We start from the raw sequence: 21,650 nt of genomic DNA, 5'->3' as shown, positions 1-21,650 counted from the left end.
GTCGCCGGGTGGCCCGGCGCGCGCCGCGTCGTGCTTTACTGCGTGCCGGCGGTGGCTTCGCCGATCAGCTTGCTGATGGTCGCCTGGTCGGCCTCGACGGGCTTCACCAGGTCGCCTTCCTTCACCAATTCCTGGCCGGCGACGATGATGCGCGCATCCTGCGGGATGCCGCCCAGCACCAGGCCGTGCGGCGTGTCGTCGACGAGATCGATCGGAAAGAACGCCACCTTGTCGTCCTTGCCGACGGCGCGGATGCCGAGGTCGCCCTTGTCGCCCAGCGTCACCACCGAGCGTGGCAGCATGACCGCGTTGGTCGGCTCGGCGCTGAGCGTGATCTCGGCCGTCATGCCGGCGGGGATGGAGCCGTCGCCGTTGGGGATCGCCACTTCGACGCGGAAGGTACGGGTCTGCGCCGAGGCATCGCGGCTGATGTAGCGCACGGTGCCGGTGACCTTCTGGTCGTTGACCAGGCGCACATCGGCTTCGTCGCCGATTTTGACGTAGCGCAGGTCGCGCTCGCTGATCTCGCCGCGCGCGATCACCGGATCGAGCTTCAGGATCGTCGCCACCTCGCCGCCCTGCATCACCGAGCTGCCGAGCTCAACCGGAATGCGGTCGATCACACCGTCGAACGGCGCCTTGACTTCGTTGCGGTCGAGTTCAGCCTGCGCGGTATCCAGCTGGGACTGCGCCAGCGTCAGGTTGGAGCGGGCGGTGTCGAGCTGCAGCTTGGGCAGGTTGCCGGTCTTGGCCAGCCGCTCCGAGGCATCGAGCTCGGCCTTGCGCTGCACCACAAGCTGCTTGGCATTGTCGACATTGGAGATCTTCTCCTCTGCGGCCAGCATCAGCACCAGGTCGCCGGTCTTGACGTGATCGCCCTGCTTGACCGGCAGCTTTTCGATGACGCCATTGACGCGGGTTGCAAGAACCGCGCGCTTGTCGGCCTCGGTCAGCCCGGAAACGCGGATGGCGCGCGCAAAGGTCTTGCGCGGCGGCGTCACCACCGCGACGGTGCGAAGCGCAGCCTTGGGCTCGGCTTGCGCCGCGTCCGGCTTGGCGGCCTCCGGCTGCGCTGGCTTCCCGGCTTCGGGCTGCGCCGGCTTGCCGGCGTCAGACTGCTTGTTGGCGGTAACCGACTTGTCGGCGGCGCTGCCGACGGAGGAAAACTCGCCCGTCCCCATCCAGGCCGCGAATCCGATGAGCACGACAATGGCTGCAAGCTTGTGAAACCTGATTTTCGGCATCGTCATTTTTCCGTTGCAGGACCTGCGAGGTCGGCGCTTCCGACTTCGGGCGCGCGGCCGATATGGGTGCGCACGGGGCCCAGTTCAATTTGCCGTGAACGGCGAAGCGCCGCTTTTACCTGAAAGTTGCGGCGCAATATAGCCGGAAAAGTTGCGGGAGCGTTGCGGCGTGGAACGCTGTGGCTCGACAAATGCAGGCTTTTCTGTCAGCCGGCTGCCGCTTTTGTGGGCGCGCCGACAGGTTTCCCCATGGTTACTGGCAGCAGCCGTCAGCATGATGCGGAAAATCTTCCGCAGGCGGCGGCAGTCGCCCGGCTGGAGCGCAGTCACGCCCCGCCATTTCCCGGTTGAAGCTGTCAAGTGATGAGGTTCAGCAGCCGGAAGAGACGCTCGAAGGTCTTGCCATAGGGCGGGCGCAGCAGGCCGCCGGCGCTGAGCTTCGACTGGATGAAGATCGGCTTTTCCTTGCTGAAGGTGCGAAACCCCCATTCGCCGTGATAGGCGCCGGTGCCGCTCTCGCCGACGCCGCCGAAGGGCTGCCGCTCCTGCACCAGATGCAGCATGCAATCATTGACCGTGACGCCGCCGGCCACGGTTTCCCGCATGACCCTCTGGCGATTGGCGCTGTCGCTGCCGAACCAGTAGAGCGCCAGCGGACGCTCGCCCCGGTTCACATGTTCGATGGCCTCGTCCACCGTGCCATATTCGACGATCGGCAGCACCGGCCCGAAGATCTCCTCGCGCATCAGCCGCAGATTCTCGCCGGCATTGCGCACCAGCACGGGCGCCATCTTGCGGTCAGTGACGCCGAGCTTCTCGTTCGCAGGATTGATCTCGGTGATGTCGGCGCCACTGTCGCGCGCCTCCGCGACCATGTCGCCCAGCCGCCGGTGATGCCGCTCGCTGACGATCGCCGTATAGTCGCGATTGTCGCCAAGGCGCGGATAGAGCTTTGCGATTGCCGCCGCGAACTTGGCCGCGATCGCCGTGCCCTGGCCTTGCGGGACCATCAGATAGTCCGGCGCGATGCAGGTCTGGCCGGCGTTGAGCAGCTTGCCATAGGCGACGCTGGCGACCGCCGCGTCGAGATCGCAGGAGATATCGAAGATCGCCGGCGACTTGCCGCCGAGCTCAAGCGTCACCGGCGTCAGATTGGCGGCGGCGGCGAGCGCAACCTGGCGGCCGACGGCCGTCGAGCCCGTGAACAGCAGGTGATCGAACGGCAAGGACACGAACGCCTTGCCGACCTCCGCGTCGCCGACCATCACGCTGACCTCGTCGGCGGCGAAATATTTTTCGACCAGGCTGGCAAGCAGGTCCGAAAACTTCGGCGTCAGTTCCGACGGCTTGATCATAACGCGGTTGCCGGCGGCGAGTGCCGCGGTCGCCGGCGCAACGGCGAGCTGGAACGGATAGTTCCAGGGCGAGACGATGCCGACGACGCCGAGCGGTTGCGGCAAGAGGCGGTTGCGTCCCGGCAGGAACGGCAGGCTGGTGGCGACGCGCCGCTCGCGCATCCAGGCGCCGAGATGCGACAGCGCATGCCTGATGCCGGCGCGCACGACGAACAGCTCGGCAAGCCGCGTTTCCTCAGCCGAGCGTGCCGAAAAATCGCTGTCGATCGCCGCGCAGATCTCGGCCTGATGCTTTTCGGTGAGCGCCAGAAGGCGGTTCAGCCGGTCCTTGCGCATGTCCAGCGTCGGGAACGGTTCGTTCTCGGAGGCCCTGCACTGCGCTTCAAACCTGACCCCGAGAGCGTTCTGTCTGGTCTGCAGCATCGCTTACCTCCCCTTTACGTTCAGGTAAGTTACATCGGTCAAGCAACCGAATCCAGCATTGCCCCGATTCCGTAGGGGAATGTCCCGATCCAAGCGATCCGGATATCCTGCTTGGCACCCCGTCATCGACATAGGAAAGCCACCGGTCCGCAAACAGCCCTTTTCGCCGTTCATGCATGAATCGGCGTGCAAAACGGTCCTTGGCGACGGTGGGCGGCTCGCGACAAACCGCAAGATCGGTCGAGCGCCTCATGTCCGCGCGGCTTAGCTGGTACTGCCATGGAGAATGGAACGATGAAGGCGGCAGTTCAAAACCACCATGCCCGGATGCAGAGGGTGCTGGATCACATAGACCGGCATCTGGACGACGATCTGGACCTGGACGCGCTGAGCGGTGTCGCGGCCTACTCGAAATATCATTTCCATCGGCAGTTTACGGCGGCCTTCGGGCTGTCCGTGCATCGCTATGTCCAGCTCGCCCGCATGAAGCGCGCTTCATGCCGGCTGGGCTGCGCGGATGCCGAAAGCGTCATCGATATAGCGATGGATGCCGGTTACGACGCACCGGATGCCTTCGCCCGCGCCTTCCGGCAACGGTGCGGGCAATCGCCGTCGTCGTTCCGGAGATCTCCCGACTGGGGTTCGTGGCTGATGGCCTTCGGGCCTCTCGACAACGCGAGGAGAAAGCTGATGCAGATAATCTTTACACCGGAAGACGTGATGATCCGCGACGTGCCGCCCACCCCGGTGGCGATCATGGAACATCGCGGGGATCGGGCGACGCTCGGCGACACAATCCAGCGGTTCATCGCCTGGCGCAAGGCAGCCGGCCTGTCGCCCGAAACGAGCCCGACCTTCAACGTCTTCCGGTCCGAAAGATGTCCCGCTGTCGCGGCCGATTACAGCATGGACATTTGTGTCGGCACCGACCGGCCGATCGACGCGGGCGACGAGCACACGAAGGCTGGCGTGATCCCCGGCGGACGCTGCGCCGTGCTGCGCTACCCCGGCAACACCAACAATCTGGAGCCGGCCGCGCTTTATCTTTATCGAGACTGGCTTCCGGCCAGCGGCGAGGAAGCACGCGACTTCCCGATCTATTGCCAGCGGCGGCTGTCCTTTTCCCCGGACGCGCCGGTGCCTGAAATCATCGTCGAGCTGTTTCTGCCGCTGAAATAGCGCCGCCCTCTGACGGCGGCCTGTCCACTCAAAAAACGGACCGGGCGCTGTCCACCAGGTCGCGGTCTTGCAGGTTCAGAACCCCGCAATCAGGCGCGGCGCCGCGCGGATTCCGGCTTGATGCGCGCGGCGAGGAATTCCTTGACGCGCCGCCCCGGCGCCGGGCCGCGCAGCGGCTTGAACCCGTCGTCGAGCTCGCCCGAGAGATCGAGCGTGGCCCGCTGGCCGACGGCGTCGTAATTTTCTTCCAGCCAGTCGCTGGCGGCACTGCGGCCGAGGTCGCGCAGATAGGCGATGAAAGCCCATTCGGCATTGACCTTGGACGAGGCGGACAGGTCCTTGAAGGCCTCGTCGGCATCGATGCGGTGCATGCGGATGTCACGATATTCGCCATGCGGCAAGCGCCCGGCCGCGATCAGTTCCTTGACGAAGGCGATCGAGCGGAATTCGCGCAGCAGCCCGGCGTTGAAGGTGATCTCGTCGATGCGGTTCTGGATCTCGTTGGCGCTCTTCGGCGTGCCTTCGCGCACCACAGGATTGATCTGCACCAGGAGCACGTCCTCGGTCGCCGCCGTCTTGAAGAACGGATAGAGCGCCGGATTGCCGCCATAGCCGCCATCCCAATAGGGCACGCCCTTGATCTCGACCGCCTGGAACAGCTGCGGCAGGCAGGCCGAGGCCATCACCGTGTCGAGGTCGATCTCGCCGTCGGAGAAGACGCGCAGTTGCCCGGTTTCGACATTGGTCGCCGAGATGAACAGTTCCATCGACTTGCAGGCGCGCACGTTGTCGAAATCGATCTCCTTTTCCACCACATCGCGCAGCGGGTTGAGGCCGAGCGGATTGGCGGCATAGGGCGAGAACACCCGCGACATCGTGTCGAAGAAGACATAGCCGGGTGTGTTCTCGATCGACCAATTGCCCCAGACCACATCCCAAGGCATGCGCTGCACCGGGCTGAAACGACCCTTCGAGGCCACCGCCCGCCAGAAATCGTCGAGCTTTTTTCGCGCGCCTTCCACGCCGCCCCGGACAAACCCGTCGGCCAGCGCCACCGCGTTCATGGCGCCGGCGCTGGTGCCAGACACCGCGGCGATCTCCAGCCGCCCATCTTCCAGCAGCCGGTCGAGCACGCCCCAGGAAAAGGCGCCGTGCGAGCCGCCGCCCTGAAAGGCGATGTTGATCTTCTTCTTTTCCTCCGCCTTGCCGTTCTTCGCCATGGCGTTCCTTGTCTCGATGCGCCGGCCTACCGCCGCGTCATTTGGACGGAGCCGGCGCAGTCAGCCTATGTTGCAGTGCAGCATATAAGGGCGGACCAAGGCAAGAACACGAACACACAAGCGTGATCATGGATTTTCCTCGCCCCACGAAGTGGGCTACAGCATGCTGTGACTGGCGTGACTGATCAGACCTGAGGCTTGATTGCCACGTGGTTCCCCCAATCCGTCGCTGCTTCGCAGCGCCACCTTTCCCCCTCCGGAGGGAAAGGAAGGGAGCGTTGCTGGACGAGCATTGACGGCAAAAAGCTTGGCGCCTTTCCTCTACCCCGCCGATCGGGGGAGAGGTGGCTCGGCGAAGCCGAGACGGAGTGGGGGTCGATCAGCGCTACGTTAGCCAATGCATGCGCCAAGCTGGCATACACGCTATCGCCAAAGGCCAGCCGCTTGGAAATGTGTGCATGCCGTAGACGAAGTGGGGCGAGGAACTACCCTCAGGCGACGAGATCCGGCACCGGCCCGACATAGCGCGACTGCGGCCGGATCAGCCGTCCGGTCGCCTGCTGTTCGCGGGCGTGGGCGATCCAGCCGGCGACGCGGCCGGCGGCAAAGACGTTGGAGAATGCCTCTTTCGGGAAGCCTACCGCTTCCAGGAGAAGCGCGGTGTAGAACTCGACATTGGTCTGGATCGAGCGTTGCGGCTTGGCGATCCTGAGCACTTCGAGCGCCGCCTGCTCCACCGTCTCGGCGAAGGCCAGCCGGCTGCCGGTCTCGTTGCGGGAACCGAGCTGCCGCACGACTGCCTTCAGCGCGTCGGCGCGCGGATCGCGCACGCGGTAGATGCGATGGCCGAAGCCCATGATGCGCCGGCCATGCGCGATCTCGTTGCGCAGCCATGCGGTGGCGTCGCCGCTGGCCTCGATGGCGTCGAGCATCTCGATCACCGGCCCCGGCGCGCCGCCATGCAGCGGACCTTTCAGCGCGCCGAGCCCGGCCAGGATCGCCGAAGTCAGGCCGGCCTGGGTCGAGGCCACCACGCGGGTCGCGAAGGTCGAGGCGTTGAGCCCATGGTCGCAGACCGTCACCAGATAGCTGTCCAGCGCTCCGGCAAGCGCCGGCGAGGCGGTGCCGGCAAGCATGCGCAGCATATCGCCGGCATGATCGGCTTTTTCGTCGGGAGCGACCGGCGTCTCGCCCCGGCCAAGGCGCAGCAAGGCCGGCGTCAGCACCGCCGGCGCCGCGATCAACCGCAGCGCGTCGGCAAGTCCGTCGCCGTCCGGCAGGACGGCCATGCCGGCCCGTATGCCGCTATAGACATCGAGCGGCGCCAGCTGGGTGAGCATCGGTTTCACACGATCAAATACTTCCACCCGCGCCTTGCCGATCGCCTTCGCCAGTTCGGCATCGCTGGGAAGGTCATCGAAGAAGCCGTCGAACAACAGCCGGACCACCTGCGCGTAACGCCAGCGGCCGGCGAGTTCCATCAGCGAATGGCCGCGGATGGTGAGATGCCCGCCTACACCGTCGACATCGGAAAGCACCGTGTCGGCCGCCACAACATCATCGAGCCCATTCGCCATGATCGCCTCCTTGACCTTTTGTGCATTGCAATTAATGCTGCGCAATCAACGCATCAATCTTGATCAAGATAATCAACGTAAGCGGCAAAATGACGGAATGGCTGTCGCGGGAGCAAGCGCTGGAGAGGCTGAACGTCCGGCCGCAGACGCTTTATGCCTATGTCAGCCGCGGCCGCATCGGCATGAAGCCGGACGACACCGACCCGCGCCGCAGCCAGTACCGCGCCGACGACATCGCAGCACTCGCCACGCGCCGCGACCGCGGAAGGAGCCCGCGGGCGATCGCCGAGAGCGCCATCGCCTGGGGCGAGCCGGCGATTCCCACGTCAATCTCGACGGTGCTGGATGGCCGCCTCGTCTATCGCGGCAGGGACGCGGTGGAGCTTTCGGCGACGGCGACGCTTGAGGAGACCGCCGAACTGCTGTGGGCTTCCGACCGTCCGGTGTCGTTCGCTTCGCTGACTCCTTCGGCTGCCCGGCAAAGCGGCACGCCAACGGCATTTGCCAGGCTTTCGGCGCTGGCTGCCGAAGGCTGGCCTTCGCTCGGCCGCAGGCCGGCCATGCTGCAGCAGGACGGCGCCGCCGCCACCAGCGCGCTGGCCACCGCGCTCGGCTCGACGCCGGGATCGGAGCCGGTGCATGACAGGTTGGCGCAGGGCTGGTCGGTGGACGCCGCGGGGGCAAAACTCATCCGCAAGGCGCTGGTGCTGCTGGCCGATCATGAGCTCAACGCTTCGACCTTCGCCGCCCGCGTCGCGGCCTCCACCGGCGCGCCGGTCGCCGCCTGCCTGCTCGCCGGCCTTGCGACGCTTACCGGCCCGCGCCATGGCGGCGCGGGCGCGGCGGCGATCGCGCTGGTCGAGGATGCCGAGCGGCTGGGCGCGGACGAGGCGATCGCCCGCTGGCTCTCCCATGACCGTCCGCTGCCGGGCTTCGGCCACCCGCTCTACCCCGAAGGCGATCCGCGCGCCGAGGGGTTGTTTTCCGATTTCAGGATCGATGACGGCCTGTTGCAACTGCGCAAGGCGGTTCTTGCCGCGACCGGGCTGCATCCGAACATCGATTTCGCGCTGGCCGCGATGACGCGCGGCCTGCGCCTGCCCGCCGACGCCCCGTTCCGCCTGTTCGCGCTCGGCCGCAGCGTCGGCTGGACCGCGCATGCCGTCGAGCAGGTGACCAGCAACAGGCTGATCAGGCCCCGCGCCCGCTATGACGGACCGGTCGGGACTTAATGCGTGTCGCGCAAAAGTGACCTCGGTTTTTCCGACAACGACATGCATCAAGCAACGACCTAAAGCGCGTCGCGTGAATCCGTTTCGACGCAACGCGCTTTAGTGGCGGCCGATGGGTGCCTTAAGGGTGAAGCGCTCAGCGCTTCGCCTTTCGGTGAAACACGAAAGGGGGGTGTCGAGTTTCAGGTCAGGCCGAGTCGAGGACGATGGCTTCCGAGAACCGGAGCGGAGCGTACTTGAAGTATGAGCACCGGAAGCGCAGGAAGCCGTCGTTCGCAGACCGGCCTCACCTGAACATCGGCGCACCCGTCAGGACATCGTGTCCAGCTTGCGCTGCATGGCCGCAATCTGCGCCTTCAATTCTTGCAGATCGTCGCCCTTTTCTTCCTTCTTTGGCGGCTCGGCCGGCGCTGCCGAATTGCCGCCGGCGGGCGGGAACGGCGTGAACATGCGCATGGCGTTCTGGAACATCTCGACATTGCGTCGCGTCTGTTCTTCGAGCGCCTTCATCGGCGTCTTCATCAAGTCGATCGGCGTCTTGCCGAAGGCGCCCTTGAGCTGTTCGCGAAACCGCTCCTGCTCCTTGGAGAAGGCGATCATCGACTGTTCGAGGAAGCTCGGCACGATCATCTGCATCTGATCGCCGTAAAAGGAGATGAGCTGGCGCAGGAACGGGATCGGCAGCATGTTCTGCCCTTCCTTGTTCTCCAGCTCGAAGATGATCTGCGTCAGCACCGGGTGGGTGATGTCGTCGCCGGTCTTTGCATCCTGGACCGTGAACTCCTCGCCCTTCTTGACCATCTCGGCCAAGTCCTCGAGCGTCACATAGGTGCTTGTGCCGGTATTGTAGAGCCGGCGATTGGCATACTTCTTGATGACGATCGGGTCGTCTTTTGCGGCCATCCGTATCCTCCCCAGGACACCGGCACCTTTAGGAGTAAGCGGCCGGTAACGATTGTACCCGTTATCGAGGATACGCGCAAAAGCGTCACAATTCCAAGCGGTTTGTGCACTGCGGCATCAATTAATGCTGCACGGCCATTGCAAAATCCGCCGCACGGCCAACGTCACGTTACCGCGACTGGCGCGCGCTCTGCTTGCCGCGCATGGCGGTCATGCCCATTTCCGGTTTGACTCAGGGTTTCGAACGGGCAAGAAAGTCCTAAAGCGATCTCGAAAATACGACACCTCGAAGTCTGGAGAAGAAAATGTCCGCTTCCAATTCCATCGTCGTCGCCAGCGCCGCCCGCACCGCGGTCGGCTCCTTCAACGGCAGTTTCGCCGCCACGCCGGCGCATGAGCTCGGCGCCGTCGTCATCAGGGAATTGCTCTCGCGAGCGAATGTCGAGGCGGCGGATGTCGATGAGGTCATCCTCGGCCAGGTGCTGACCGCCGCTCAAGGGCAGAACCCGGCCCGCCAGGCCTCGATCAATGCCGGCCTGCCGAAAGAGACCACCGCTTGGAGCCTCAACCAGGTTTGCGGCTCGGGCCTGCGCGCCATCGCGCTCGGCATGCAGCAGATCGCCACCGGCGACGCCAAGGTGATCGTCGCGGGCGGCCAGGAATCGATGTCGATGTCGCCGCATGCCGAGCACCTGCGCGCCGGCGTCAAGATGGGCGACTACAAGATGATCGACACCATGATCAAGGACGGCCTGTGGGATGCCTTCAACGGCTATCATATGGGAAACACCGCCGAGAACGTCGCCCGCCAGTTCCAGATCACCCGCGAAACCCAGGACGAGTTCGCCTTGGCCTCGCAGAACAAGGCCGAGGCCGCGCAGAAGGCCGGCAGGTTCAAGGACGAGATCGTCGCCTTCACCATCAAGGGCAAGAAGGGCGACACCGTCGTCGACCAGGACGAGTACATCCGCCATGGCGCGACGCTCGACGCCATGACCAAGCTGAAGCCCGCTTTCGACAAGGACGGCACGGTCACCGCCGCCAACGCCTCCGGCATCAATGACGGCGCCGCCGGCGCGCTGCTGATGACCGAGGCCGAGGCTGCAAGGCGCGGCATCACCCCGTTGGTCCGCATCGCCTCATGGGCGACCGCCGGCGTCGATCCGGCGATCATGGGCACGGGGCCGATCCCTGCCTCGAAGCGGGCGCTGGAGAAGGCCGGCTGGTCGGTCAAGGACCTCGATCTCGTCGAGGCCAACGAGGCGTTCGCCGCGCAGGCCTGCGCCGTTAACAAGGGCATGGGCTGGGATCCCTCGATCGTCAACGTCAATGGCGGTGCCATCGCCATCGGCCATCCGATCGGTGCCTCCGGCGCTCGCGTCTTCAACACGCTGGTCCACGAGATGCGCCGCCGCGGCGCCAAGAAAGGCCTCGCCACGCTTTGCATCGGCGGCGGCATGGGTGTGGCGATGTGCGTGGAAGCGCTCTGAGTTCAGCGAGCAGCGAATAGGGAGTGGCGAATAGGGAAGAAGGAGCGTCGCGCGGCGGGACATCGGATCCCTACTCGCTATTCGCCACTCCCTATTCGCTCGGACGATTTTTAAAGGGAGGACCACATGAGCAAGGTAGCAATCGTCACGGGCGGATCGCGCGGCATCGGCGCGGCGATATCGGTCGCCTTGAAGACCGCCGGCTATTCCGTCGCGGCGAACTATGCCGGCAATGACGAGGCGGCCCAGAAATTCAAGGCCGAGACCGGCATCCCGGTCTACAAATGGTCCGTTGCCGACTACGAGGCCTGCGCCGCCGGCATCAAGCAGGTCGAAGCCGATCTCGGCCCGGTCGGGGTGCTGGTCAACAATGCCGGCATCACCCGCGACGCCATGTTCCACAAGATGACGCCCGCGCAGTGGAAGGAAGTCATCGACACCAACCTCTCCGGCGTCTTCAACATGACGCATCCCCTGTGGAGCGGCATGCGCGACCGCAAGTTCGGCCGCGTCATCACCATTTCCTCCATCAACGGCCAGAAGGGCCAGGCCGGCCAGGTCAACTACTCGGCCGCCAAGGCCGGCGATATCGGCTTCAGTAAGGCTCTTGCCCAAGAAGGCGCTCGCGCGGGCATCACCGTCAACGTCATCTGCCCCGGCTATATCGCGACCGAAATGGTCAAGGCGATCGACGAAAAGGTGCTCAACGAGCGCATCATCCCGCAGATCCCGGTTGGCCGCCTCGGCGAGCCGGAAGAGATCGCGCGCTGCGTCGTCTTCCTGGCTTCCGAAGAGGCCGGCTTCATCACCGGCTCGACCATCACCGCCAATGGCGGCCAGTACTTCGCCTGATACCCAACTTCGCCTGATACCCTTTTTGCGTTGAGGCGGCCCCGACATCGGAGCCGCCTTTTTGCCCGGTCGACGAGATCGGCGCGTCACGTTGCCTCAATTCGGCACGCAAAGGTTAACGGCAGCTGCCCCCCTTGTGCGCAACTCCGCCAACAAGCTGTGAATTCTCGGTGGGTAAGCTGTGGATAACACCATATCTAGGGGTGAACAAACCGGGAAAATAACCGGATCGCTGATTCGTCGCCGATTCGTTCTGGCTTTGGCCGGAAAGTTAACGGCGGACGGCGCAAACGTCGCCGAATTCGTTAAAATCGATTAAGAAAAATCAACAATTTCAAAACTTTGAGGGCAAGGCTCAAGTCGACCGCGACCGTTGCCCGGCAAAAGTTAACGACAGTCTCGGTCCGACGGGGCCACGCAGGAATCGGGCCAATTCAACGATTCAGCATGTGGTGAGACTCACCGTCAAAAAACCCACATATAGCCGTGAACAAAACCTGAATCAGAACGAGTCAGCGATTCGTCGCTGATTCGTTCCAGACTCGTTCCAGCCGTTAACAACGACCGAATTTTGGCCACCCCGGCCCGCTCTGCCTGTCCCCAAAGGAACATTCCGCTTTCGCTTCACGCCCGAAGTCCCTATGTGTCGCCTGTCACACGCGGCGGCACCGCCGTGCTTCAGACTACAAGCGGCAGAAACCTAATTTCCGAGCCGATGAACATCCAGCCGAAACACTCCCAGCCGCTGATCCTTTCGGGCCGCGACGTGACGGCCGTGCTGGGCCCCACCAACACTGGCAAGACCCATCTCGCCATCGAGCGCATGGTCGCGCATGAGACCGGCGTCATCGGCCTGCCGCTCAGGCTGCTCGCCCGCGAAGTCTATGCCCGGGTCTGCGAGAAGGTCGGCGCCCACAAGGTGGCGCTGATCACCGGCGAGGAGAAGATCGTGCCTGCCGGGGCGAAATATTCGGTCTGCACCGTCGAGGCGATGCCGCACGAAACCGACGCCGCCTTCGTCGCCATCGACGAGGTGCAGCTCGCCGGCGATCTCGAGCGCGGCCATATCTTCACCGACCGCATCCTGCATCTGCGCGGCCGCCAGGAGACGCTGCTTCTCGGCGCCGCCACCATGCACGGCATTCTGCAGCGCCTGTTGAAGGGCGTGTCGGTGGTGACGCGGCCGCGGCTGTCGCACCTTGCCTATGCCGGCTCCAAGAAGCTCACCCGGCTGCCGCGGCGCACCGCCATCGTCGCTTTCTCCGCCGACGAGGTCTACGCCATCGCCGAGCTGATCCGCCGCCAGCAGGGCGGCGCCGCCGTCGTCCTCGGCGCGCTCTCGCCGCGCACCCGCAACGCGCAGGTGGAGATCTTCCAGTCCGGCGATGTCGACTATCTCATCGCCACCGACGCCATCGGCATGGGACTGAACCTCGACCTCGACCATGTCGCCTTCGCCCAGAACCGCAAATTCGACGGTTACCAATACCGCAACCTGACCGCCGCCGAGCTTGGCCAGATCGCCGGCCGGGCCGGCCGGCACCTGCGCGACGGCACGTTCGGCGTCACCGGCCAGGTCGATCCGTTCGACGAGGATCTGGTCGCCAAGATCGAGGGACACGACTTCGACCCGGTGAAGGTGCTGCAGTGGCGTACCGCCGATTTCGACTTTTCCAGCCTCGATGCGCTGAAGCGCTCGATCGAGGCCAATGCGCCGGTCGAAGGGTTGACCCGCGCGCTGCCGGCCGTGGACGCGCAGGCGCTGGAGCATCTGTCGCGCGATGGCGACATCCGCGCTTTGGCCACCGGCAAGGAGCGCGTGGCGCTGCTGTGGGAAGCCTGCGCGCTGCCGGACTACCGCAAGATCGCGCCGGCCCATCATGCCGACCTCGTCGCCTCGATCTATATGGACCTTGCGCGTCACGGCCATGTCGATGAGAATTACATGGCCGAGCAGGTGCGGCGCGCCGACACGACGGACGGCGATATCGACACGCTCTCGCACCGGATCGCGCAGATCCGCACCTGGACTTTCGTCTCCAACCGCCCCGGCTGGCTGGCCGATCAGCTACACTGGCAGGAAAAGACGCGCGAAATCGAAGACAGATTGTCGGATGCGCTGCATGAGCGGTTGACGAAACGCTTCGTAGACCGCAGGACTTCCGTCCTCATGCGGCGCCTTAGAGAAAATACCATGCCTGAAGCCGAAATCAGCCCTACCGGAACCGTCCTCGTCGAAGGCCATCATGTCGGCGAGCTGCAGGGGTTCCGCTTCACCGCCGACCAGAGCGCCGGCGGCGAGGACGCCAAGGCGGTGCGCACCGCCGCCCAGAAGGCGCTCGCGGCCGAGTTCGAGGCGCGCGCCGAGCGCTTTGCCGCCTGCGCCAATGGCGACCTGGCTTTGGGCTCGGACGGCGTCTTGCGCTGGATCGGTGCGCCGATCGGCACGCTGGTCGCCGGCGACGAGGCCTTGAAGCCGCGCCTGGTCCTGCTTGCCGACGAGCAATTGACCGGGCCTGCCCGCGACAAGGTCGCCGCGCGCGCCGAGCGTTTCGTCAATTTCCAGATCGAGTCGTTTTTGAAGCCGCTGGTCGACCTGAAGAATGCCGACCAGCTCACCGGCATCGCGCGCGGCATCGCCTTCCAGCTGGTCGAGCATTTCGGCCTGATCAATCGCCGCGACATCGCGGAAGAGATGAAGTCTCTCGACCAGGAAGGCCGCGCGGCACTTCGCCGCCTCGGCGTGCGCTTCGGCGCCTACCATGTCTTCGTGCCGGCGCTGATCAAGCCGGCGCCGGCCGGCCTGGTGACCTTGCTCTGGGCGTTGAAGAATGACGGCAAGGACAAGCCGGGCTTCGGCGACGTGGTGCATGCGCTGGCCTCCGGCCGCACCTCCGTGGTCATCGACCCGGCCTTCGACAAGACCTTCTACAAGCTCGCCGGCTACCGCAACCTCGGCCGCCGCGCCGTGCGCGTCGACATCCTTGAAAGGCTCGCCGACCTCATCCGCCCGGCGACCAACTGGAAGCCCGGCCTCGGCCAGCGTCCGGACGGCGCCTATGACGGCCACGCCTTCATGGTGACGCCGCCGATGATGTCGATCCTCGGCGCCACCGCCGACGACATGGAGGAGATCCTCAAGGGTCTCGGCTATCGCTCCGAGGCGAAGCCGGCCGCCGAGGTGAAGGCGAAGCTCGACGCCCAGGACGACGCCGCCCGTGAAGCGGCCGCGGCCAGGCTCGCCGCGGAAGAGGCCGCTCGCGCCGCGCAGGCGGCGGAGGCGCCAGCTCCCGTGGCAACGTCCGGCGAGGGCCCGGGGACGGACAGCACCGAAATCCATGCCGCGGAGACGCCGGTCGAGAGCGCGGCGGAGGTTGTCGACGAAACAAGCGGACAGGAGACACTGGCCGCGGAAGCCACGGAAAGCGCGGCGGCAAGCGAACCGGCAGCGCAAAGCGATGAGCCGACCGGGGAGGCCGTGACGGAGGAAGGCGTGCCCTCGGCTCAGGCCGAATCCTCGCAGACCGAAATCCCCGCCGAGAGCGCGGCGGAGCCTGTCGACGACACAGCTGGACAGGAGACAGTGGCCACGGAAACCGTGGCGGCAAGCGAACCGGCAGCGCAAAGCGATGAGCCGGCCGGCGATGCCGTGACTGAGGAAAGCGTGCCCTCGGCTCAGGCCGTATCCTCGCAGACCGAAATCCCGGCCACGAGCGAGACCCCCGCATCGACGGAAGCCGCCACCGGCGAAACCGCGGCCGAGGCTGAAGAGCCGAAGCCTGTCCTTCTGTGGCGCCAGGCGCGCTTCGATCATCAGCGTCCGCGCCATCGCCAAGACAACCGTCGCGACAATCGTCCGCGAGGCGGCCAGCCCGCGCGCGATGGCCAGCCTGGCGCCGCTGCCGGCCAGCCCGGCGATCGGCCCGCCCAGGAAGGCCGCCGCGAGCAGCGCGACGGCGCCGGCAAGCCGCGCTTCGACCGCTCGAAGTTCAAGCCCAGGCCGGAAACCGGCGACCGGCGCGAAGGTGGCGAACGGCGCGAAGGCAGACCGCAAGGCGAGCGGCCGGATCGCCACGAGGGGGGCCGCCGCGAGGGCCGGCCCGACTGGAAGGGCAACAGGCAGGACGGCAAGGGCAACGCCCAGGGCGGCAAGCCGGCCTTCCAAGGCAAGCCGCGCGAGGAACGCCCGCAGCGCTTCGATCCGGATTCGCCTTTCGCCAAGCTCGCCGCCTTGCGCGACCAGCTCAAGAAATAGGCTAGAGCATGATCCCGAGCCGAAGGACCGCGTCAGCGAAAAGTGGGAACCGGTTTTCGGATAAGATCATGCTCCAACAAAGCTAGCCCCGATGGTTGGAGAGGGCCGCCAGCGCATCGACAAATGGCTGTTCTTTTCGCGCGCGGTGAAATCACGGTCCCTGGCGGCGAAAGTCGTCGTCGCCGGGCGCGTCCGCATCAATCGCGACAAAGCAGCGCAGGCCTCCGATCTGGTCAAGCCCGGCGACGTTCTCACCATCACGCTCGAGGGCCGTATCCTGGTCTGGAAGGTGCTGAATTGCGGCACGCGACGCGGTCCGGCCGAAGAGGCGCGGCTGCTTTACGAGGATATGTCGCCGGCGCCGACACCCAAGGGCGAGGCGGTTCCGGATGCCATTCCAGCCCTGCGCGAGGCCGGTAGCGGGCGCCCGACCAAACGCGAGCGGCGGCAGACCGACCGTCTGCTCGGCGATGATTGAATTGGGCCAGCCGGACCGCCAGCGGCGAGACCGCTGGAATTCTATTCCCCGGGGCCGGCAGTGCCCGAATGCCCTGCCCTTGCAAGCAGCCGGCAAAGGCGTTACCTCAACCTGAAAAAGCCGAGCAAATCGGGACGTTCCGGAGCCTGCAATGACCTACGTCGTGACCGACAATTGCATCAAATGCAAATACATGGACTGCATAGAGGTCTGTCCGGTCGACTGTTTCTACGAAGGCGATAACATGCTCGTCATCCACCCCGACGAGTGCATCGACTGCGGCGTGTGCGAGCCCGAATGCCCGGCCGACGCGATCAAGCCGGACACCGAGGGCGGCCTCGACAAATGGTTGCAGGTCAATTCCGAATACGCCGAGAAATGGCCCAACATCACCGCCAAGAAAGAGCCGCCGGCGGACGCCAAGACCTTCGACGGCGAGACCGGAAAGTTCGAGAAATATTTCTCGCCGGAGCCCGGTGAAGGCGATTGATGCTGGCGCCGGCAACGCCGGCATGACACGACGTAACGGGGCCGATACAATTGCTGTCTTGACAGGCAGCGACCCCGTTTGGCGTTAGCGAACGCAGCAAAACCTTGATTCTTCCGACTTTTTGTGTTACATCAGCGAAACATGCCGGTGACACAACGTCGATTTAAGGCGCTAACGCCCCAAATCACTGAAAGGTGAGCTTTTAGATCCGGACCAGAGCGATCTGGGGCAGGCGGTCGCATTCGTGCGGTATGCCGGTCCCTGCTGTCCGGTGGTTCATCCTGTTGCGTGGCTAATGGTCGGCTGTTGCCGGCCCCATCGGTTCGAGCCGGCATGATGCCGGCTGCACAACTAAGGAGTTCAGGGCGTAATGGCAACGATCACCCCGCAGAAGAAGTCCAACGCGGCCCGCCACGGGTTCAAGACCGGCGAGTTCATCGTCTATCCGGCGCATGGCGTCGGCCAGATCGTGGCGATCGACGAGCAGGAAGTTGCGGGTCACAAGCTGGAACTGTTCGTCATCGATTTCCAGAAGGACAAGATGCGGCTCAAGGTACCGGTCGCCAAGGCGACCTCGATCGGCATGCGCAAGCTGTCGGAAGAGGACTATGTCGACCGCGCGCTGAAGGTCGTGCAGGGCCGCGCCCGCATCAAGCGCACCATGTGGTCGCGCCGCGCCCAGGAATATGATGCCAAGATCAATTCCGGCGACCTGATCTCGATCTCGGAAGTGGTGCGCGACCTTTACCGCGCCGACAACCAGCCGGAGCAATCCTATTCCGAGCGTCAGCTCTATGAAGCCGCGCTCGACCGTATGGCCCGCGAGATCGCCGCTGTGAACCGCATGTCGGAGACCGAGGCGGTTCGCCTCATCGAGGTCAACCTCAACAAGGGTCCGAAGCGCGGCGCCAAGGCCGACAACGAAGAATCCGAACAGGAAGAAGCTGCCTGAGCTTTTTCGCTCATCGAACTGCGAAGAACCCGGCCTCGCGCCGGGTTTTTGTTTGGGCTTGATGCATGTCTCCCGAAAGTGAGCCCGGTTTCGGGACAAAGACATGCTTAAAATCAAAACTTAAAGCAGGTCGTGTGAATCCTTTTTCACGCGACCTGCTTTAAAATGCATGTCGCGCAAAAGTGTGCCAGCGGTTTTGCGATAACGACATGCATGAAAACAAAGCCTTGAAGAAGCGGCAGCCCCGCTCGTTACCCGGACCTTCGATCCGCCCCCAACAAAGGGCGTGATGCTCAGCCGCCAGGCTCCTTCTGCGCTTCTTCCTGCCGCAGCGAGGCGATGAAGCGCTTGGTCCGCTCGCGCTCCGGATTGTCGAACACGACCGAGGCCGGGCCTTTCTCGACGATCGAGCCGGCATCGAGAAAGACGACCTCCTGCGCGATCTTGGAGGCGAGCCTCAGATCGTGCGTCGCCATCACCATGGTCGTGCCTTCGCGGGCAAGCTGCCCAAGCACGTCGACCACTTCCTGCGCCAGTTCCGGATCGAGCGCCGAGGTCGGCTCGTCGCAAAGCAGCACCCGCGGCGACGGCGCCAGCGCCCGGGCGATCGCCACGCGCTGCTGCTGGCCGCCCGACAGCGTCGCCGGCCAGGCATCGGCCTTGTGCGCCATGCCGACCTTTTCGAGCAGGGCCATGGCCCGCTCGCGCGCCCTTGGCTCCGGCCATTTCAGCACCGTCACCAGCCCTTCCATGACATTCTCGATCGCGGTGCGATGCGGGAAGAGCTGGAAATTCTGGAACACCATGCCGGTCTGCAGGCGAATGCGCTGGATGTCCTTGGCCGGCACCTTGATGCCCGGACGGAATTCCAGCCTCTCCTCGCCGATGCGCAAAGCGCCGGACGTCGGGATCTCCAACAGGTTGATACAGCGTAAGAGCGTGCTTTTGCCGCCGCCCGAAGGGCCTACCAGCGCCGTCACGCTGCCCTCGTCCAGGCTGACGGTGACGCCTTTCAGCACCAGATTGTCGCCGAAGCGCTTTTCGATGTTGGTGAGGCCGATCATGCGTTGGCCTCCAGGAACCCGCCATAGCGGTTGAGCCGCACCTCCAGCCGCGCCTGCAGCGCCGACAGCACCGAGCTCAATGCGAGATAGAGCGCCGCCGCCTCGACATAGAGGATCAGCGGCTCATAGGTGGTGGCGACGATTCGCTGCGCCGCCTGGAACATCTCAGGCACCGTGATCGCCGCCGCCAGCGAGGTATCCTTAACCAGCGAGATGAAGGTGTTGGAAAGCGGCGGCACCGCGACGCGGCCGGCCTGTGGCAGGATGGTGCGCCGCATCGCCTGGCTCCAGGTCATGCCGATCGAGTAGGATGCCTCCCATTGGCCTTTCGGCACCGAGCCGATGACGGCGCGGATGATCTCCGACGTATAGGCGCCGATGTTCAGCGTGAAGCCGATAAGCGCGGCGGGAAAGGCATCGAGCAGGATGCCGACCGACGGCAGGCCGTAGAAGATCAGGAACAACTGAACGAGCAGCGGCGTGCCACGAAAGATCCAGACATAGAAGCGAACCAGCACAACCAGCGGCTTTGGACCGAACAGCCGGATCAGCGCGGTCGCCAGTCCGGCGATGAGCCCGAGCGCGAAGGACAGGAGCGTCAGCGGCACGGTGAAGATCAGCGCCGCCCACAACAGCGTCGGCAACGATTCCAGCATCAATTGCAGCCAGTGCGGCACGGAGCGCTTCTCCCTTCCAGATACGGCGGCGCGTTCCCCCGTATGGACTGACTATCATGCAAAAACCGGCGGGCCGTCAAAGACGGCGGCGCATGAATATCGTGCAAAAAATAACGGGCCGTCTTTGACGGCCCGCCGGTTTCCGAACAAGAGGACGATTGCCTTACTTCGAAACGTCCTGGCCGAAATATTTGTCGGCGATCTTCTGGTAGGTGCCGTCGGCCTTGATGTCGGCCAGCGCCTTGTTGATGGCCGCGACCAGCTCGGGATCGCCCTTGCGCACGATGACGCCGGAATAGTCGGCATTCTCTTCCTGCGCGGCGATCTTCACATTGGCGTCCGGCTTGTGCTTCTTGAAGTCGAGGAAGGACAGGCTGTCGTTGATGGTGGCGTCGGCGCGGCCGGTGAGCAGAAGCTGGATCGACTGATCGAAGCCGTCGGTGCCGACGAGCTCGGCGCCGTTGGCCTCGGCGAGCTTGCCGAAGTTGGAGGTCAGCGACTGCGCCGACTTCTTGCCCTTGAGGTCGGCGAAGGTCTTGATGTCGGTGTTGTCGCCGCGCACGATCAGCACCGCCTTCGAGGCGATGTAGGGATCGGAGAAGTCGTACTTGGCCTTGCGCGCATCGGTGATGCCGACCTCGTTGATGACGGCGTCGTAGCGGTTGGCGTCGAGGCCGGCGATCAGCCCGTCCCACTTGCCTTCGAGGAACTCGACCTTGACGCCGAGCTTGTCGGCGATGGCCTTGGCGATTTCGACATCGAAGCCGACCAGGGCGTTGGATTCGTCATGATAGGTGAAGGGCGCGTAGGTGCCTTCGGTGCCGACCCTGATGACGCCCGCCTGCTTGATCTGGTCGAGATTGGCGCCGGCATGCCCGGCCGTGACCGCCAGAACCTGCAACGTTCCGGCGACAAGGAGCGATTTGAGCCATTTCATTTTTCTGTGATCCCGTTTTGACCGGTGTCCCGGCGCGATTGTGAGAGCCGGAAACTGACAGATAGAAGGCTGGGAAATAAGGAACCAGATTTCAAAAATAAGCTCTGCCAGAAATCTGATTCTCAAAATTGCCTGACAACCCGCCAAGCGACTCTTTCGGGCCGATGACAAAATGTTCCGGCTGGCAATATTTGCCCGCTCGGACGGCGGAACCATCGATGCGCCTGACACGTTGCATCGCTGTTGTAGGGCGCGGCGGCGTCTTTTCAACCGCTGTAAGCCCACTCACCGCCAAAAGGAGCCGGCATGATCGAGGACACAGCAGGACGGACGCTGGTCCGGGCGGCAATGAAGGCTCCTTATCTCGAGCGCGACGAGGAGCATGTTCTCGCCTTGCGCTGGAAGGAAGAGAACGACCAGCACGCGTTGCACAGGATCACCGTCGCCCATATGCGCCTGGTCATCTCGATGGCCTCGAAGTTCCGCCATTACGGCCTGCCGCTCGGCGACCTTATCCAGGAGGGCCATGTCGGCCTGCTCGAGGCTGCCGCCCGTTTCGAGCCCGCGCGCGAAGTGCGCTTCTCGACCTATGCCACCTGGTGGATTCGCGCCTCCATGCAGGATTACATCCTGCGCAATTGGTCGATCGTGCGCGGCGGCACCAGTTCGGCGCAGAAGGCGCTGTTCTTCAACCTGCGGCGTCTGCGCGCCCGCCTCGCCAACGGCGCCGAGCCGCTCTCCAATGCCTCGCTCTACCGCGAGGTCTCGGCCGCGCTTGGCGTTCCGGAAGCCGACGTGGCGATGATGGATTCACGCCTGTCCTCGCCCGACAGCTCGCTCAACGCGCCTCTGGCCGACGAGAACGGCGCCGCCGAGCGGATGGATTTCCTGGTCTCCGAAGACCCGCTCCCCGACGAGATCGTCGGCGACCGGATCGATGTCCAGCGCCGGGCTGTCTGGCTGAAGAGCGCACTCGGCGCGCTCAACGCCCGCGAGCTTCGCATCATCGAGGAGCGCAGGCTGAGCGACGACGGCGCCACGCTGGAAGCGCTCGGCGAACAGCTGGGCATCTCCAAGGAGCGCGTCCGCCAGATCGAGGCCCGCGCCATGGAGAAGCTGAAGCTGGCCCTTGTGAAGCAGAATCCGGAATTTTTGGCGGAAGCCGCCTGAAGCTAATGTAATCGAAAATCAAAGATAGGAAATTTATTAAATAAGAATACATCGCCGTCGAGGCAATTTTTCCTCGATGATGCATATTGATTGTGAACTCTTTAACAGACTGTAGCGCCGCAATCGGGCTTTTTGACGCCTCCAGACCATGA

18 protein-coding genes are annotated in these 21,650 nt (G+C 64.3%); 9 read left to right on the top strand and 9 right to left on the bottom strand.

Going from position 1 to position 21,650, the window contains the following annotated elements; all coding sequences use genetic code 11:
* Positions 1-35: 35 nt before the first annotated feature.
* The 3 genes from FJ957_RS16370 to FJ957_RS16360 all read right to left on the bottom strand — a co-directional run bounded on the left by FJ957_RS16370 (position 36) and on the right by FJ957_RS16360 (position 3,022).
* On the bottom strand, positions 36-1,244 hold the full coding sequence (locus tag FJ957_RS16370; protein WP_140833021.1) for an efflux RND transporter periplasmic adaptor subunit: 1,209 nt from the start codon (positions 1,242-1,244) through the stop codon (positions 36-38).
* 84 nt (positions 1,245-1,328) lie between these two features.
* On the bottom strand, positions 1,329-1,574 hold the full coding sequence (locus tag FJ957_RS16365; protein ID WP_140833019.1) for a hypothetical protein: 246 nt from the start codon (positions 1,572-1,574) through the stop codon (positions 1,329-1,331).
* Positions 1,575-1,600: 26 nt separating this feature from the next.
* On the bottom strand, positions 1,601-3,022 hold the full coding sequence (locus FJ957_RS16360; protein ID WP_140833017.1) for a coniferyl aldehyde dehydrogenase: 1,422 nt from the start codon (positions 3,020-3,022) through the stop codon (positions 1,601-1,603).
* A 294-nt stretch (positions 3,023-3,316) separates the two neighbouring features.
* On the opposite strand from FJ957_RS16360, the gene FJ957_RS16355 reads away from it, so the two are divergent.
* A complete protein-coding gene (locus tag FJ957_RS16355; RefSeq protein WP_140833015.1) occupies positions 3,317-4,201 on the top strand; it encodes an AraC family transcriptional regulator in 885 nt (294 codons plus the stop codon).
* A gap of 89 nt (positions 4,202-4,290) precedes the next feature.
* On the opposite strand, the gene FJ957_RS16350 is transcribed toward FJ957_RS16355, so the two are convergent.
* Together FJ957_RS16350 and FJ957_RS16345 are read right to left on the bottom strand one after the other, a co-directional pair.
* Positions 4,291-5,421, bottom strand: coding sequence for a patatin-like phospholipase family protein (locus tag FJ957_RS16350; protein WP_140833013.1), 1,131 nt, complete (start codon positions 5,419-5,421; stop codon positions 4,291-4,293).
* Between the two features lie 491 nt (positions 5,422-5,912).
* Positions 5,913-6,998, bottom strand: coding sequence for a citrate synthase/methylcitrate synthase (locus tag FJ957_RS16345; RefSeq protein WP_140833011.1), 1,086 nt, complete (start codon positions 6,996-6,998; stop codon positions 5,913-5,915).
* Positions 6,999-7,087: 89 nt separating this feature from the next.
* On the opposite strand from FJ957_RS16345, the gene FJ957_RS16340 reads away from it, so the two are divergent.
* Positions 7,088-8,230 carry a citrate synthase gene (locus FJ957_RS16340; protein ID WP_140833009.1) on the top strand — a complete coding sequence of 381 codons (1,143 nt, stop codon included), beginning with the start codon at positions 7,088-7,090 and terminating at the stop codon, positions 8,228-8,230.
* A 309-nt stretch (positions 8,231-8,539) separates the two neighbouring features.
* On the opposite strand, the gene phaR is transcribed toward FJ957_RS16340, so the two are convergent.
* The gene (gene phaR, locus FJ957_RS16335; RefSeq protein WP_140833007.1) at positions 8,540-9,133 is read right to left on the bottom strand and encodes a polyhydroxyalkanoate synthesis repressor PhaR; all 594 of its coding nucleotides are present in this window, start codon (positions 9,131-9,133) and stop codon (positions 8,540-8,542) included.
* A 305-nt stretch (positions 9,134-9,438) separates the two neighbouring features.
* On the opposite strand from phaR, the gene FJ957_RS16330 reads away from it, so the two are divergent.
* The 6 genes from FJ957_RS16330 to FJ957_RS16305 all read left to right on the top strand — a co-directional run bounded on the left by FJ957_RS16330 (position 9,439) and on the right by FJ957_RS16305 (position 17,650).
* On the top strand, positions 9,439-10,623 hold the full coding sequence (locus FJ957_RS16330; protein ID WP_140833005.1) for an acetyl-CoA C-acetyltransferase: 1,185 nt from the start codon (positions 9,439-9,441) through the stop codon (positions 10,621-10,623).
* 126 nt (positions 10,624-10,749) lie between these two features.
* Complete coding sequence (gene phbB, locus FJ957_RS16325) at positions 10,750-11,475, top strand: acetoacetyl-CoA reductase (RefSeq protein ID WP_140833003.1); 726 nt, start codon at positions 10,750-10,752, stop codon at positions 11,473-11,475.
* A 715-nt stretch (positions 11,476-12,190) separates the two neighbouring features.
* A complete protein-coding gene (locus tag FJ957_RS16320) occupies positions 12,191-15,730 on the top strand; it encodes a helicase-related protein (RefSeq protein WP_140833123.1) in 3,540 nt (1,179 codons plus the stop codon).
* A 91-nt stretch (positions 15,731-15,821) separates the two neighbouring features.
* The gene (locus FJ957_RS16315) at positions 15,822-16,208 is read left to right on the top strand and encodes an RNA-binding S4 domain-containing protein (protein WP_140833001.1); all 387 of its coding nucleotides are present in this window, start codon (positions 15,822-15,824) and stop codon (positions 16,206-16,208) included.
* A gap of 151 nt (positions 16,209-16,359) precedes the next feature.
* A complete protein-coding gene (fdxA, locus tag FJ957_RS16310; RefSeq protein ID WP_140832999.1) occupies positions 16,360-16,698 on the top strand; it encodes a ferredoxin FdxA in 339 nt (112 codons plus the stop codon).
* A gap of 370 nt (positions 16,699-17,068) precedes the next feature.
* Positions 17,069-17,650, top strand: a complete 582-nt coding sequence (locus tag FJ957_RS16305; RefSeq protein WP_140645828.1) for a CarD family transcriptional regulator — start codon at positions 17,069-17,071, stop codon at positions 17,648-17,650.
* A 293-nt stretch (positions 17,651-17,943) separates the two neighbouring features.
* Here FJ957_RS16305 and FJ957_RS16300 read toward each other — a convergent pair whose 3' ends face one another.
* From FJ957_RS16300 to FJ957_RS16290, 3 genes are all read right to left on the bottom strand, one after another.
* Positions 17,944-18,714 (bottom strand): amino acid ABC transporter ATP-binding protein, encoded by a 771-nt coding sequence (locus FJ957_RS16300; protein ID WP_140832997.1) that lies wholly within the window; start codon positions 18,712-18,714, stop codon positions 17,944-17,946.
* Positions 18,711-19,391 (bottom strand): ABC transporter permease subunit, encoded by a 681-nt coding sequence (locus tag FJ957_RS16295; RefSeq protein WP_140832995.1) that lies wholly within the window; start codon positions 19,389-19,391, stop codon positions 18,711-18,713. The genes FJ957_RS16300 and FJ957_RS16295 overlap by 4 nt, the downstream gene beginning before the upstream one ends.
* Before the next feature lie 163 nt (positions 19,392-19,554).
* Positions 19,555-20,328, bottom strand: coding sequence for an amino acid ABC transporter substrate-binding protein (locus FJ957_RS16290; protein WP_140832993.1), 774 nt, complete (start codon positions 20,326-20,328; stop codon positions 19,555-19,557).
* A gap of 306 nt (positions 20,329-20,634) precedes the next feature.
* Here FJ957_RS16290 and FJ957_RS16285 point away from each other — a divergent pair, with 306 nt between their 5' ends.
* A complete protein-coding gene (locus tag FJ957_RS16285) occupies positions 20,635-21,498 on the top strand; it encodes an RNA polymerase factor sigma-32 (RefSeq protein ID WP_140832991.1) in 864 nt (287 codons plus the stop codon).
* Positions 21,499-21,650 lie beyond the last annotated feature (152 nt).

Source organism: Mesorhizobium sp. B2-4-6 (assembly GCF_006442775.1).
Lineage (GTDB): Bacteria > Pseudomonadota > Alphaproteobacteria > Rhizobiales > Rhizobiaceae > Mesorhizobium.
This window is presented reverse-complemented; position numbering and strand designations above follow the sequence as displayed.

What these genes read in the sequence shown, in the direction of transcription:
- FJ957_RS16370 (WP_140833021.1), bottom strand. Translation starts at nt 1,244, where the DNA reads ATGCCGAAAATCAGGTTTCACAAGCTTGCAGCCATTGTCGTGCTCATC.
- FJ957_RS16360 (WP_140833017.1), bottom strand. Translation starts at nt 3,022, where the DNA reads ATGCTGCAGACCAGACAGAACGCTCTCGGGGTCAGGTTTGAAGCGCAG.
- FJ957_RS16355 (WP_140833015.1), top strand. Translation starts at nt 3,317, where the DNA reads ATGAAGGCGGCAGTTCAAAACCACCATGCCCGGATGCAGAGGGTGCTG.
- FJ957_RS16350 (WP_140833013.1), bottom strand. Translation starts at nt 5,421, where the DNA reads ATGGCGAAGAACGGCAAGGCGGAGGAAAAGAAGAAGATCAACATCGCC.
- FJ957_RS16345 (WP_140833011.1), bottom strand. Translation starts at nt 6,998, where the DNA reads ATGGCGAATGGGCTCGATGATGTTGTGGCGGCCGACACGGTGCTTTCC.
- FJ957_RS16340 (WP_140833009.1), top strand. Translation starts at nt 7,088, where the DNA reads ATGACGGAATGGCTGTCGCGGGAGCAAGCGCTGGAGAGGCTGAACGTC.
- phaR (WP_140833007.1), bottom strand. Translation starts at nt 9,133, where the DNA reads ATGGCCGCAAAAGACGACCCGATCGTCATCAAGAAGTATGCCAATCGC.
- FJ957_RS16330 (WP_140833005.1), top strand. Translation starts at nt 9,439, where the DNA reads ATGTCCGCTTCCAATTCCATCGTCGTCGCCAGCGCCGCCCGCACCGCG.
- phbB (WP_140833003.1), top strand. Translation starts at nt 10,750, where the DNA reads ATGAGCAAGGTAGCAATCGTCACGGGCGGATCGCGCGGCATCGGCGCG.
- FJ957_RS16320 (WP_140833123.1), top strand. Translation starts at nt 12,191, where the DNA reads ATGAACATCCAGCCGAAACACTCCCAGCCGCTGATCCTTTCGGGCCGC.
- FJ957_RS16315 (WP_140833001.1), top strand. Translation starts at nt 15,822, where the DNA reads ATGGTTGGAGAGGGCCGCCAGCGCATCGACAAATGGCTGTTCTTTTCG.
- fdxA (WP_140832999.1), top strand. Translation starts at nt 16,360, where the DNA reads ATGACCTACGTCGTGACCGACAATTGCATCAAATGCAAATACATGGAC.
- FJ957_RS16305 (WP_140645828.1), top strand. Translation starts at nt 17,069, where the DNA reads ATGGCAACGATCACCCCGCAGAAGAAGTCCAACGCGGCCCGCCACGGG.
- FJ957_RS16300 (WP_140832997.1), bottom strand. Translation starts at nt 18,714, where the DNA reads ATGATCGGCCTCACCAACATCGAAAAGCGCTTCGGCGACAATCTGGTG.
- FJ957_RS16290 (WP_140832993.1), bottom strand. Translation starts at nt 20,328, where the DNA reads ATGAAATGGCTCAAATCGCTCCTTGTCGCCGGAACGTTGCAGGTTCTG.
- FJ957_RS16285 (WP_140832991.1), top strand. Translation starts at nt 20,635, where the DNA reads ATGATCGAGGACACAGCAGGACGGACGCTGGTCCGGGCGGCAATGAAG.